This is a genomic window from Lysobacter humi (ex Lee et al. 2017), from assembly GCF_054781815.1.
In genome coordinates this window covers 36,846-49,505 of record NZ_BAAGTR010000009.1, presented here as the reverse complement: position 1 = coordinate 49,505, position 12,660 = coordinate 36,846, and the positions used below count along the sequence as shown (strand labels likewise).

Annotated in this window: 15 protein-coding genes; 8 read left to right on the top strand and 7 right to left on the bottom strand. The window is 72.4% G+C overall.

Translation table 11 applies throughout. The features are described 5' to 3' along the window. Positions 1–19 precede the first annotated feature (19 nt). The 5 genes from ACYVJJ_RS07005 to ACYVJJ_RS06985 all read left to right on the top strand — a co-directional run bounded on the left by ACYVJJ_RS07005 (position 20) and on the right by ACYVJJ_RS06985 (position 3,790). Positions 20–1,213, top strand: coding sequence for a zinc-dependent alcohol dehydrogenase (locus ACYVJJ_RS07005; protein ID WP_460832269.1), 1,194 nt, complete (start codon positions 20–22; stop codon positions 1,211–1,213). Positions 1,214–1,222: 9 nt separating this feature from the next. Then, positions 1,223–1,624, top strand: coding sequence for a hypothetical protein (locus tag ACYVJJ_RS07000; RefSeq protein WP_460832268.1), 402 nt, complete (start codon positions 1,223–1,225; stop codon positions 1,622–1,624). Between the two features lie 98 nt (positions 1,625–1,722). Then, on the top strand, positions 1,723–2,127 hold the full coding sequence (locus ACYVJJ_RS06995; RefSeq protein ID WP_460832266.1) for a hypothetical protein: 405 nt from the start codon (positions 1,723–1,725) through the stop codon (positions 2,125–2,127). A 27-nt stretch (positions 2,128–2,154) separates the two neighbouring features. After that, positions 2,155–3,222 (top strand): DUF6973 domain-containing protein, encoded by a 1,068-nt coding sequence (locus tag ACYVJJ_RS06990; RefSeq protein WP_460832264.1) that lies wholly within the window; start codon positions 2,155–2,157, stop codon positions 3,220–3,222. Positions 3,223–3,289: 67 nt separating this feature from the next. Next, complete coding sequence (locus ACYVJJ_RS06985) at positions 3,290–3,790, top strand: GNAT family N-acetyltransferase (RefSeq protein ID WP_460832263.1); 501 nt, start codon at positions 3,290–3,292, stop codon at positions 3,788–3,790. A 3-nt stretch (positions 3,791–3,793) separates the two neighbouring features. Here ACYVJJ_RS06985 and ACYVJJ_RS06980 read toward each other — a convergent pair whose 3' ends face one another. From ACYVJJ_RS06980 to ACYVJJ_RS06955, 6 genes are all read right to left on the bottom strand, one after another. After that, positions 3,794–4,135, bottom strand: a complete 342-nt coding sequence (locus tag ACYVJJ_RS06980) for a hypothetical protein (protein ID WP_460832261.1) — start codon at positions 4,133–4,135, stop codon at positions 3,794–3,796. A 239-nt stretch (positions 4,136–4,374) separates the two neighbouring features. Further along, positions 4,375–5,352, bottom strand: coding sequence for a hypothetical protein (locus tag ACYVJJ_RS06975; RefSeq protein WP_460832260.1), 978 nt, complete (start codon positions 5,350–5,352; stop codon positions 4,375–4,377). Further along, on the bottom strand, positions 5,349–5,666 hold the full coding sequence (locus ACYVJJ_RS06970; RefSeq protein WP_460832259.1) for a DUF3253 domain-containing protein: 318 nt from the start codon (positions 5,664–5,666) through the stop codon (positions 5,349–5,351). The genes ACYVJJ_RS06975 and ACYVJJ_RS06970 overlap by 4 nt, the downstream gene beginning before the upstream one ends. Before the next feature lie 3 nt (positions 5,667–5,669). Continuing rightward, entirely contained in the window at positions 5,670–7,340 is a 1,671-nt protein-coding gene (gene hutU, locus ACYVJJ_RS06965; RefSeq protein ID WP_460832257.1) for a urocanate hydratase, read from the bottom strand. A gap of 96 nt (positions 7,341–7,436) precedes the next feature. Then, positions 7,437–7,736: a hypothetical protein gene (locus ACYVJJ_RS06960; RefSeq protein WP_460832256.1), complete on the bottom strand. Its 300-nt coding sequence runs from the start codon at positions 7,734–7,736 to the stop codon at positions 7,437–7,439. An 84-nt stretch (positions 7,737–7,820) separates the two neighbouring features. Continuing rightward, on the bottom strand, positions 7,821–8,387 hold the full coding sequence (locus ACYVJJ_RS06955; RefSeq protein ID WP_460832255.1) for a YybH family protein: 567 nt from the start codon (positions 8,385–8,387) through the stop codon (positions 7,821–7,823). Between the two features lie 94 nt (positions 8,388–8,481). On the opposite strand from ACYVJJ_RS06955, the gene ACYVJJ_RS06950 reads away from it, so the two are divergent. Next, on the top strand, positions 8,482–9,726 hold the full coding sequence (locus tag ACYVJJ_RS06950) for an alkaline phosphatase family protein (protein WP_460832254.1): 1,245 nt from the start codon (positions 8,482–8,484) through the stop codon (positions 9,724–9,726). A 13-nt stretch (positions 9,727–9,739) separates the two neighbouring features. Here the strand turns inward: ACYVJJ_RS06950 and ACYVJJ_RS06945 are convergent, their stop codons facing one another. After that, complete coding sequence (locus ACYVJJ_RS06945; protein ID WP_460832252.1) at positions 9,740–10,981, bottom strand: formimidoylglutamate deiminase; 1,242 nt, start codon at positions 10,979–10,981, stop codon at positions 9,740–9,742. A 58-nt stretch (positions 10,982–11,039) separates the two neighbouring features. Here ACYVJJ_RS06945 and ACYVJJ_RS06940 point away from each other — a divergent pair, with 58 nt between their 5' ends. Next, on the top strand, positions 11,040–11,411 hold the full coding sequence (locus ACYVJJ_RS06940; protein ID WP_460832251.1) for a hypothetical protein: 372 nt from the start codon (positions 11,040–11,042) through the stop codon (positions 11,409–11,411). Continuing rightward, positions 11,401–12,615, top strand: a complete 1,215-nt coding sequence (gene hutI, locus ACYVJJ_RS06935; RefSeq protein WP_460833330.1) for an imidazolonepropionase — start codon at positions 11,401–11,403, stop codon at positions 12,613–12,615. Before ACYVJJ_RS06940 ends, hutI begins: the two co-directional genes overlap by 11 nt. Positions 12,616–12,660: the final 45 nt, after the last annotated feature.

Here is a 12,660-nt window from a genome sequence, read left to right as displayed (position 1 = left end):
CCTGCGGAGTTTCCTGCCGATGCTCGCCACCACCTTCCGGCGCCCCTACAAGGTCCGCGCCGAACACGTGCCCGATCCGGTGATCGAGCATCCCAACGACGCCATCGTGCGGGTCACGCGCACCTGCATCTGCGGCTCCGACCTGCACCTCTACCACGGGCTCGTGCCGGACACGCGCGTGGGCACCATCTTCGGCCACGAGTTCTGCGGCATCGTCGAGGAGGTCGGCAGCTCGGTACAGAACCTGAAGGTCGGCGACCACGTGCTGGTGCCCTTCAACATCGCCTGTGGCAGCTGCTACTTCTGCCAACGCGAGCTCTACGGCAACTGCCACAACGTCAATCCGGAAGCGACCGCAATGGGCGGGATCTTCGGCTACTCGCATACCGCGGGCGGCTATCACGGCGGGCAGGCCGAACTCGTGCGCGTGCCGTTCGCCGACATCGGCCCGCGCGTCATTCCCGACTGGATGCACGTGGAGGATGCCGTGCTGCTCACCGACGTCGTCCCCACCGGTTACCAGGCCGCGGAAATGGGCGACATCCAGGAGGGCGACACGGTCGTCGTCTTCGGCGCGGGACCGGTCGGCATCCTCGCCGCGCGCAGTGCGTGGCTGATGGGCGCGGGCCGCGTGATCGTGGTCGACCACGTCGAATACCGCCTCGACTTCGTCGCCAAGTGGGCCCCCGCCGAAACCGTCAACTTCAAGGAAGTCGACGACATGGCCGTGCACATCAAGAAGATGACCGACTGGCTCGGCGCCGACGTCTGCATCGACGCCGTGGGCGCGGAGGCCGACGGCAACCTGTGGCAGTCGATCACCGGCGTGCGCATGAAGCTGCAGGCCGGCGCCGCCACCGCGCTGCACTGGGCGATCAACTCGGTGCGCAAGGGCGGCAACATCTCGATCGTGGGCGTCTACGGGCCGACGTTCAATGCCGTGCCGATCGGCAACGTGCTCAACAAGGGCCTCACGGTGCGTGGCAACCAGGCGAGCGTGAAGCGCCACCTGCCGCGGCTGATCGAGCACATCAAGGAAGGCCGGCTCAAGCCGCGCGAGATCATCACGCATCGCGTGCCGCTCGAAGAGGTCGACGAGGCTTACCACGTGTTCTCCGCAAAGAAGGAGAACTGCATCAAGACGGTCATGATCCCGCCGAATGCGCCGAGCATCGACCCCACGCCGGCGACGCCGGCCGACCCCGTGCACTGAGGACCCGCCATGACCTTCGACCGTTCGCAGATCCCCGGCTGGGGCGCCGACCTCGACCGCCGCAATCGCCCCGCCGTACCGATGGAGCAGTCCCCGCGCGAGGACGATGCGCACTGGGACGTGCCCGAGGCGCAGGCGCAGACCGTGGAGATCCTCCATTCGATCGAGCGCCCCGGGCTCACACCCGTGTTCGGCACCGCCTGCCCGCCTACGGGGCTCAGCGGCAAGCTGCGCCGCATCGCCTTCCGCCGCAGCGAGAACGACATCCGCCACTGGATGATGCTGCTGATGGCCGACCGCGTGAATGTCATCGAAGGCCTGTTCGACGACGCACGCAAGTCGAAGAAGGTGCACACCCTCGCCGTCGTCGGGCTGGTGGGCTTCGTCGCGGCGATGCTGCTGCGGCGCTGATGCACGCGCGAATGCGCCCGACCGCAGGGCCTGCGGTCGTCGCATGCTGCTGACGGCGCTCGCTATACTCGTTCCGACATCGAAACCGGACCGCGCAAATGGACTTGCCGCAGCCCCCGCGACGCACGCCGACGCACCGCCCTTCCGCCCTGACGATCCGCGCAGCCCTGCGCGGGCTGGTCCTGTGCATCGCCCTCGTGCCAGTGCTCGGCGCGTGCGCGGGCGCGGCGTCGCGGTTCGACTCCGAGGCGTGGAAGGCGCAGCGCGGCGTTCCCGACGCACGTAACCGCCGCAACGACATGGCCGTCGCCGCGCGCGCGCGGCTCCACGTCGGAATGACGCGTGCGCAGGTGATCGAGCTGCTGGGCGACCCGGATTCCCGGAAGACAGGCGGCATCGAGGTCTACGCGCTCGGCGCGTCGCCGCTCGGCATCGATCCGCAGTACCTCGAACTCACCTATCGCGACGGGCGGCTCGCCGCGTTCGCGATCACCGAAGCCTGATCCACCCCCACGCCAAGGAAGGACGTCATGGCCGATCCACGCCCCTCGCTCGCCGATATCCGGCGCCAGTACCAGGTCGCCGACGACGAGCTCGTCGACTACCGGCCGCGCATCGCCGGCGCCGTCGACATCCCCGGCACGTCGGCCCGGTCGGTCACGCGCACCGAAGCCGCGATGCTCGACCGCCTGACCTTCGACCGCGGCCTCGTCGGGCTTTCGGGCTTCGCATCGCTCGCCGAGCGTGCGCAGGCCGCGGCCGGCGCACGCTATCCGGACCAGCCGGTGCCGCCGCACGTGCCCGCCGACCGCGCGAACGAGTGGCAGAGCAACGACGGCCCCCGCGACGCGTTCCGCCACGCCTACTGGAACGCGTTGATGACGCAGCAGTACGGCCGCGGCTGGACGGCGGCCTTTGCCACGGCCCACGAGGCGCGCCCCGGCAACCCGGCCAATCGTGAGGCGATGGATCTCTACAACAATGCGGTCGGCCGATCGATCGGCGCCGCGCATCCGAATGCGACGCCCGAGCAGCTCGCCGACCTGGTGCAGCGCGCGGTCGGCGACGGCCGGATGGTCGTCCTCGATCGCAGCGGCGCGCTCGCGTGGAGCGACCAGGTGCGGCCTGGCCAGCACGGCCTCACGCCGCCCGACGTGATCGGACCGGCGTTGCCCGTGCCGGCGCCGGGCCGCACGCTGTCGCGCGTCGACCGCCCCACCGACGCGGAACTCGCCGCGGTGACGCAGCACCCACTGTTCGACCCGGCCGCCGCTGCGCTCGATCGCGCCGGCCTGGATCCGCTCGGTGCACCCGCCGTGGTCCGCGCCGCCGTGCAGGCGCGGCTCGCTGGCATCGACCGCATCGACATGGGCCATCCGGTCCCTGGCCCCGACGGCCATCCGACCCGCCACCTGTTCGCGATGGCGCCGCCGCAATCCGGCGCCGCGGGCCCCGAGTACGCCCTGATCACGCGCGAAGACCTCGCGCGGACGGGCATCGCCGACGCGGCCGCGGCGCTCGCCCAGCAGTCACGCGATGCCGATGCGCTCGCACGTGCCCAGCCCGCGCCGCAGCGACCGCTGTCGCTGGGCGCCTAGCTGCCCGCGTCCGGGCGTGCGAGCCCGTACGCGACACCGGCCGGGAGGCATGCGTGACAATGCGCGCATGCCGAAGCCGATCATCGAACTGCGCGACGCGACGGCGTCCGATTTCCCCGCGCTCCTGGCGCTCAATGCGGAGTCGGTCGAGGTCCTGAGCCCGCTCGATGCCGCGCGACTCGAGCGCCTCAACGCACAGTCGGCGTATTGCCGGGTCGCCTGTATCGACGGCGTCGTCGCCGGCTTCCTGCTGGCGCTGCGCGAAGGCGCCAACTACGACAGCGAGAACTACCGCTGGTTCGATGCACGCTACGAGGCATTCCTCTATGTCGATCGCATCGTGGTCGCGCGCTCGCACCAGGGGCTCGGCATCGGACGCGTGCTGTACGACGACCTCATCGCCGACGCGCGCCGAGCCGCATTGCCGCGCATCGCCTGCGAGTACGACCTCGAACCGCCGAACCCGGCCTCGGCGCACTTCCATGCCGGCTACGGCTTCCGGGAGGTCGCGACGCAGGTGCTCGCGCGCGGCAAGCGCGTGAGCCTGCAGGTGCTCGACCTGGGCTGAGCGCTAGCGGGTCGCCGGCTCGCGGTGCGCGCGGAACGTGGCGTCGGCGAGCAGTCGCGAGGCATGGATCGCGGTCGCGCGGCAGGCCGATGCCGCCCAGCGCGCGAGAAGCGCCGCGGCATGCACGCGCAGTCGCGGATAACGCGCAGCGAGGTCGACGAGCGCGTCGAGCGCGGTGAAGCGCACCGCCGGCGAGGCATCGACGCCGGCGTGCAGCAGCAGCATCAGCACGCCGCGGCGCTCGCGCACCGGCCACTCGAGCGCGCCGAGGCGTCGCAGGGCATCACAGCGGATGCTCGCGGCCAGCCCCGGACGGCTGCGCTGCATCAGTTCGCTGCGGTCCACGGCCGCCTCGCGATCGGCGGGCAGGTGTCCGGCGCAGGCTTGCGCGCCTGCGGACGCGCTGGCCGCGCGACGCGGTCGTGGGCGCATGGCGTCGCGCACGTTGCGGGTGCGGGGCGCCGGTCGTCGGTGGGTCGGGGCTCGAAGATCCATGGGGCGCTCCATCGTCGGAGCGGTGAATCTGCCGCGCGGGCGCGAGGCGTCGATGGTGCGATGGTGAGGCGGGCGCGAAGTCGCCCGCCTCAGGCGATCGGTCGGTCGGACAGCGCCCCGGTGGCGGCATCGTGCAGGTCGACGAGCGCCGCGACGGCCGGATCCACCGCGCCCTCGCCGAGGGTCGCGACATAGCGGCAGGCCGCATAGCGGGGCGCGCGGGCCTCGTACTCCTGCACCCAGGCCTCGCGCAGCGGGCGCGCCGCGGGCCGGACGGGCCAGACACCCGGACGTGGGCGCATGTGGCCGGCGATGCCCATGCGCCACGGCTTGCCCGTGAGGCGTGCCCGGAAGCAGCGCTGCTGGCGGCACATCGTCGCGTATAGCGGATCCACGCCGAGGGCATGGAAGCAGGCAGTCACGTCCTCGCCCGTGGGGTCGAATCGACGGTGCGTGGCCAGCACGCGCAGGCCCGCGGGCGTCCGGTACAGCCGCATGCCCCATTGGGGATTCGCCTCGGCGAACGCGCGGATGCGCCGCATCGCGACCGCCTCGGCACCGCCCTGCATGCGCAGCCGCAGCGTCGCCCAGCGGCCGGCGACGAACGCCGCAAACGGGATCGCCATGACCGCGGCCACCAGTCCGAGCACCCATCGCCCGTGATAGGCCGCGAGCGCCGCGATCGGCACCACACTGGCAGCCCAGACGCGCCACAGCACGACGGTCGACAGGCGCGGCACTTCGAAATCCACGTCGGCGAACAGCACATCCGGCGTATTGAGGCAGTGCGCGCCGTAGGCATTGCGCGTGATCACCGCCGTGCCGACGCGCTCGAGGAGCTCCTCGCGGATCGGCAGGCCGGCCTCGCCATAGGCCTGCCTGCGCTCGCGACGCGGCAGCCGCTCGCCCGCGAGGACGCGCGCGAGCGCGTCGTCCGCACGCGACTGCGCATGCACTTCGGCATCCGCCTGATTCGTGTCGGACCAGCCGAACCGCCGGAGCGTGACCTGGCGTCCGCCCTCTCGCCCGCTCGCCCGGGCCTCGGCCCAGAATTCGGGAACGATCATCGCGTCGCGCCGCCCCGTGGTGTGGCCGGCGCCGTGGGATCGGCGCCGGACGGGAACCGCGGCCCGCGGCGCAGGCGGATCGGGCCGCGCACGGTCGCGATCGAATCCAGCGGCACGTCGTCCTGCCCCTGCGTGACGCGGATGCAGTCGTCAGCGGCCAGCACGAGGGCGACCGCCCGCACCTGCGGCATCGCGTCGCGCCAGCCGTCGGCGTCGAGCGCGCGTGCCACTTCGGACGGGCAGATCGACGCCGGCGGCGCACGCGACGCCAGCAGCGCGACGATCGCATCGGCGATGTCGCGCCCGCTCGCCACGGCTCAGCGAGCCATCATCGGCAGCTTCAAACCGCTCTCCACCGCGCATTGCTGCGCGATGTCGTAGCCCGCGTCGGCATGGCGCATCACGCCGGTGCCGGGATCGTTCCACAACACCCGCGCCAGGCGGCGATCGGCGGCCTCGCTGCCGTCGCACACGATGACCACGCCCGAATGCTGCGAATAGCCCATTCCGACGCCGCCCCCGTGGTGCAGCGAGACCCACGTCGCGCCGCCGGCGACGTTGAGCATCGCATTGAGCAGCGGCCAGTCGGAGACGGCGTCGCTGCCGTCCTTCATCGCTTCCGTCTCGCGGTTGGGCGAGGCGACCGAGCCGCTGTCGAGATGGTCCCGACCGATCACCACCGGCGCCTTGAGCTCGCCGTTGCGCACCATCTCGTTGAAGGCGAGCGCAAGCCGGTGACGCTGGCCCAAGCCCACCCAGCAAATGCGCGCCGGCAGGCCCTGGAAGGCGATGCGCTCGCGCGCCATGTCGAGCCAGCGGTGCAGGTGCGGGTCGTCGGGGATCAGTTCCTTGACCTTCGCGTCGGTCCTGTAGATGTCCTCGGGGTCGCCGCTCAGCGCGACCCAGCGGAACGGACCCACGCCGCGGCAGAACAGCGGGCGCACGTAAGCGGGCACGAAGCCCGGGAACTCGAACGCGTCGCTGCAGCCTTCGTCGTGTGCCATCTGGCGGATGTTGTTGCCGTAGTCGAAGGTCGGGATGCCCATGCGCTTGAAGGCGAGCATCGCGTCGACATGCACGCGCATCGACTTCTTGGCCTCGTCGCGAAGGCGCTGCGGGTCGGACTTCTGCGCGTCCAGCCACTGCCCGACCGTCCAGCCGATGGGCAGGTAGCCGTGCACCGGATCGTGCGCGCTGGTCTGGTCGGTGACCGCATCGGGGCGCACGCCGCGGCGCACGAGCTCGGGCAGGATCTCGGCGGCGTTGCCGAGCAGCGCGATCGACTTCGCTTCGCCCGACGCGGTGTATTTCGCGATGCGTGCGAGCGCGTCGTCGACATCCGTCGCCTGCTCGTCGACGTAGCGCGTGCGCAGGCGGAAGTCGATGCGCGACTGCTGGCATTCGATGGTCAGCGACGACGCACCGGCGAGCGTCGCGGCGAGCGGCTGCGCGCCGCCCATGCCGCCCAGGCCCGCGGTGAGGATCCACCTGCCGGTGAGGTCGCCGCCGTAGTGCTGGCGGCCCATCTCGACGAACGTCTCGTACGTGCCCTGCACGATGCCCTGCGAGCCGATGTAGATCCACGAGCCGGCCGTCATCTGGCCGTACATCATCAGGCCCTTGCGATCGAGCTCGTTGAAGTGCTCCCAGTTCGCCCACGCCGGCACGAGGTTGGAATTGGCGATCAGCACGCGCGGCGCGTCGGCATGCGACGGGAAGATGCCGACGGGCTTGCCCGACTGCACCAGCAGCGTCTCGTCGTCGCCGAGCTCGCGCAGCGACGTCAGGATCGCGTCGAAGCATTCCCAGTCGCGTGCGGCGCGGCCGATGCCGCCGTAGACCACGAGCTCGGTCGGATTCTCGGCGACGTCCGGGTCCAGGTTGTTCTGGATCATCCGGTAGGCGGCCTCGGTGAGCCACGACCTGCAGCTAAGCTCGGTGCCGCGCGGCGCGCGGATGACGCGGGTGGGGTCGACGCGGGTGGACATCCGTGGTGATCCGGTGACGTGCAGCCCCGGATTATCGCATCGCCGGAAACGGCAACGCCCGGCCGGGGCCGGGCGTCGGACGTACGCCGGGCCGGATCAGCGGATCGACGGATCGAGCGCGCGCAGCGCCTCGACGACGTCGGGACGCCCGGTCGAGAGCAGGTCGTCGCGCGACCAGGAGCGGCCGATCGCCGCACTGCACCGGCCCTCGCGATAGCGGATGCGCGTACCGGTCTGGCGCAGGCAGGTGCGGTCGGTGGTCGCGGCCTCGTCGCGCGCGTCGACCTGTCGGTCGGGCGCGCCCGAACCGGGCGCAGGGGTGGACGCAGGCGCGAGCGGCGCGGCCAGGGCGGGCATCGCGCAGACGGCGAAGAGGGCGGCGAGCAGGCGCTTCATGGGCGGGATCTCCACGGGGACGGCCCACGATACGCCCATGCCGTGCAGGCGGTGGGCGCGCCCGCCTTTCGGTTCAGCACGGGCTTAATGCGGAGGCGTCGCCGCGGGGCAGCCGGCCGGGTGCGCGGCCCGGAACGCCGCCGCCTGTGCCTCGGTGGCCTCCCGCGGCGCGGTGCCGCCGTCGAACAGCACATGCCAGGTGCCGTCGCTGTTACGGCGCCAGACCGACTGGTAGCTGCTGAGCAGGAAGCGCGGCGCACGCCCGTCGAGCTGCTCCACGAGCGCGGGGCCGGTCGACCAGGCGAGGTCGCCGACCGCGGTCACGTGCTGCGGATACCACTCCAGCCGCATGCCCTCGCCGCGGACGATGCGCGCCCAGCCGGCAACCACGGCATCGCGCCCGCGCTGCACCCGCGGCCCGTTGACGCCGAACACCGCGTCCGGGGCGACGTGCCCCGCGAAGGCCGCGGCGTCGTGCGCCGCGACGGACGCGGCGAAGGACAGCTCGCGACGCCATACGCTGCATTCGTCCGCCGTGAGTGCGGGTGCGACCTGCGCGGGTGGCGTGGTGGCGGCGGGCGTCGGTGGCGTCGCGGCGGATGCGGACGCCAGGACGGCGACGAAGGCGAGACCTGCAGCGAGGGACGACATGGCGGGGAGCTCCGTTGCATTTTCGCGATGCTGATACGGCCCGGTGCCGCGCGCGAGCGGCTAAAGTCACGCTCCCGCACGTGCTCGCCGCTCCGTGATCCGACCGATCCTCGTCGCCCTGCTCGCCTCCACCCTGGCCGCGTGCTCGAGCCTTGCGCCGGTCGCGGGTGGCGCGCCCGCGTCGGGGGGCGAACGGACGGTCGTCCTCGTCTCCCTGGACGGCTTCCGCCCCGCCGACCTCGCGCATGCCCCGCACCTCGCCGCGCTGGCGCGCGACGGTGTGCGCGCGGAGTACATGCGACCGAGCTATCCCACGCTAACGTTCCCGAACCACCACACACTGGTCACGGGGCTCCGGCCGGACCGCCACGGGATCGTGCACAACACGATGCGGGACGAGGCGCTCGGCGGTTTCTCGGTGGGCGACAAGGAGGGCGTGGGCGACGCGCGCTGGTGGGCCGATGCCGAGCCGCTCTGGGTCACGGCCGAGAAGGCCGGACTGCGCGCCGCCTCGTATTTCTGGCCGGGCACGTCCGCCGCCGTGGGCGGGCTGCGTCCCTGGCGCTGGCACGCCTACGACGAGACGGTCCCGGCCGCCCGCCGCGTCGACGCCACGATCGGCTGGCTCGCCCTGCCCGCCGCCGAGCGCCCGCGCCTGGTGCTGCTGTACCTGGAGCACGTCGACGAGGCCAGCCACGATCATGGGCCGGGCTCGGTCGAATCGCTGGCCGCGGTGCGCGAGGTCGACACGCAGGTGGGCCGACTGCGTGCCGCGATCGCCGCGCAGGGGCTCGCCGATCGCGTGGACCTCGTCGTGGTGTCCGACCACGGCCTCGCGGACGTCGCGCCCGATCATCGCGTCGCACTCGAGGACATGGCGTCGCCGGAGATCGCGGAGGCCGTCACCGACGGCCAGTCGATCGGCTTCCGGCCGCGCCCGGGCCGCGAGGACGAGGCCCGCGCGCGACTGGTCGGGCGCCATCCGCACTACGCCTGCTGGACCCGCGATGCGCTGCCGGCGCAGTGGCGCTACGGGCGTCATCCGCGGGTGCCGCCGATCGTCTGCCAGATGGACGAGGGCTGGGACGCCTACACCCGCGCGCGCATCGCCGCGCATCCGCGCACGCACATGCGGGGCTCGCACGGCTACGACCCCGCGCTACCGTCGATGCGCGCGTTGTTCATTGCCGACGGCCCCTCGTTTCGCGACGGCATCGTGCTGCCGCCGTTCGACAACGTCGACGTGTATCCGCTGCTCGCGCGCCTCGTGGGTGTCACGCCGCAGCCGGGTGACGGCGATCCGGCCCGCCTGGCGCCGGCCCTGCGCGACGCGCGCTGAGTCGCGCGCGGGCTCAGTCCGCCAGCAGCTTCGACATCGCCTGCGCGAAGCTCCGCGCGATGCGCTCGCCGTCCACATGGCGGCCGCCGCGCACGACGGCGCGGCCGGCGACGTCGACGTCACGCGCGAGGGGCCGGTTGCCGGCGAAGATCCAGCGGTCGACCACGTCGTCGGCGGTGGCGCCGGCGAGCGCGGGAGCGGTCGCGTCGAGCACCACGCGGTCGCCATCGCCCGGGAGCCCCGTCGCATCGCCCGCGCTTTCGAGCGCACCGCGCAGCAGCGTCTCGCCGACGCTCCCGGCGTCGCCGGCCACCGCGATGCAGCGCCGCTGCGTGACGAGCCGCTGGCCGTACTCGAGCCAGCGCAGCTCCTCCACCGGCGAGACGGAGACATGCGAATCGGAGCCGATGCCCCAGCGCCCACCGGCGTCGAGGTACTCGCGCAGCGGGAACAAGCCGTCGCCGAGGTTCGCCTCGGTCGTGGGGCAGATCGCCACGGTCGCGCGCGAGGCCGCGAGGTCGCGCACCTCGCCCGCATCGAGGTGCGTGGCGTGCACGAGCGTCCAGCGCGCGTCCACCGGCATGCGATCGAGCAGCCAGCGCACCGGTCGCGCGCCGCGCAGCGCGATGCACTCCTCCACTTCCGGCACCTGCTCGGCGATGTGGACGTGGATGCGCGCATCGTCCGGTAGCGCGTCGACCACGTCGCGCATCGCGGCCTCGGGCACCGCGCGCAGGCTGTGGAGCGCGCAGCCCACCTGCAGCAGCGGGCCGCGTTCCGCGCGCAGCGTGTCGACGAGCCGCAGGTAGGCGTCGACGTCGTGCCCGAAGCGCCGCTGGCGTTCACCGAGCGCGCGACCGTCGAAGCCGCCGGTCATGTACAGGACGGGGAGCAGCGTGAGCCGGATACCGGTGACGCGTGCGGCGTCGACGAGGGCGCGCGACATCGCCGCGGGGTCGTCGTAAGGCCCGCCGTCCGGCGCATGGTGCAGGTAGTGGAATTCGCAGACCGACGTGTAGCCGGCCTCGAGCATCTCGGCGTAGAGCTGCGCCGCGACCGCCCGCAGCGTGTCGGGCTCGAAGCGCGCGGCGAAGCGGTACATCGTCTCGCGCCACGTCCAGAAGCTGTCGGCTGGATCCGTACGGCGCTCGGCGAGGCCCGCCATCGCGCGCTGGAACGCGTGCGAATGCAGGTTGGCGACGCCGGGAAGCTTCCAGCCCTCGGGCGTGTGCTGGGCGATCGGAGAAGCGGTCATGACGTCGGCGCCGTGCTGCGGGTGCGCTAGGCTACCGCCGACTTTCCGGGATGCGCGAATGTCCGAGACCCTGATCCTGATCCTCGTGCTGGTCGCAGCGGTTTTGCTGTTCGCGCTGACACTGGGTGCGGCGGCGCGTCGCCGCGGACGGCCCCATGCGCGGCGCCGCCACGACCGCCATGGCGATGGCATCGGCGCCGGCACGAGCGCTGGCGATGTCGGCATCGCGGCCGGTACCGCGGCGACCGGCATCGCGACCGGCACGGCCTGGGCCGGTGACGGTGGCGAGGCGAGCGGAGGCGGCGCCGTCGGCGCGTGGAGCGCTCCGGAGGGCGACGGGAATGGCGGCCCGGATGGCGGCTCCGACGGCGGCGGCTCCGACGGCGGCTCCGATGGCGGCGGCGATGGAGGCGGCAGTGGTGGCGACTGAGCGCTGGGACGGCCTGCTCGTCGGTGCTGCACTGGCGACGCTCGACGGCCCCGGGTACGGCATGGTCGCGGCGGGTGCACTCGGCTGGCGCGACGGCCGGCTCACCTATGTCGGCCCGCGCGATGCACTGCCCGCGCCCGCGCACGAGCTGGCGCGCAACGTCGTCGAATGCAGCGGCTGGATCACGCCGGGCCTGGTCGACTGCCATACACACCTCGTCTTCGCCGGCGATCGCGCCGCCGAATTCGAGATGCGCCTGAATGGCGCGACCTACGAGGAGATCGCACGCGCGGGCGGCGGCATCCTTTCCACCGTGCGTGCCACGCGCGCCGCCGACGACGCCGAACTGCTCGCGCAGTCCCTTCCACGTGCGCGTGCGCTCGTCGCCAGCGGCGTCACCACGCTCGAGATCAAGTCCGGCTACGGACTGGACTTCGAGACCGAACGGCGCATGCTGCGCGTCGCACGGCAGATCGGCGATGCGCTCGGCGTCACCGTGCGCACCACCTATCTCGCCGCGCACGCGCTGCCGCCGGAGTTCGCGGGGCGCGGCGACGCCTACATCGACGCGACGATCGACTGGTTGCCCAGACTGCATGCGGAAGGGCTCGTCGATGCCGTCGATGCGTTCTGCGAGGGCATCGGCTTTTCGCCTGCGCAGACGCGGCGGCTCTTCGAGACCGCGCGATCGCTGGGCCTGCCTGTCAAGCTGCATGCCGACCAGCTCAGCGACCTCGGCGGCGCGGCGCTCGCCGCGGAATTCGGTGGCCTGTCCGCCGACCATGTCGAGCACACCACCGAGGCCGGCGTGCAGGCGATGGCCGCGGCCGGCACCGTGGCGGTGCTGCTGCCCGGTGCCTTCCACGTATTGCGCGAAACGAAGCTGCCCCCGCTCGAGGCCTTCCGCCGCCACGGCGTGCCGATGGCGATCGCGACCGACTGCAATCCCGGCACGTCGCCATTGCTCTCCCTGCGGCAGGCGATGCAGCTCGCCTGCACGCATTTCCGCATGACGCCCGAAGAGACCGTGCGCGGTGCGACCGGACACGCGGCGCGCGCGCTCGGGCTCGCCGATCGGGGACGGCTGCGCGTGGGCGGCCGCGCGGATTTCGTGCACTGGCGCATTGGCCATCCGGCCGAGCTCTGCTACTGGCTCGGCGGCGATCTCGCCCAGGCGGTCTACGCCGGCGGCCGTCGCCTTTGAGGGCGCCGCGTCCGGGATGACGCGCGCTTTGGCATGATCGGCGTC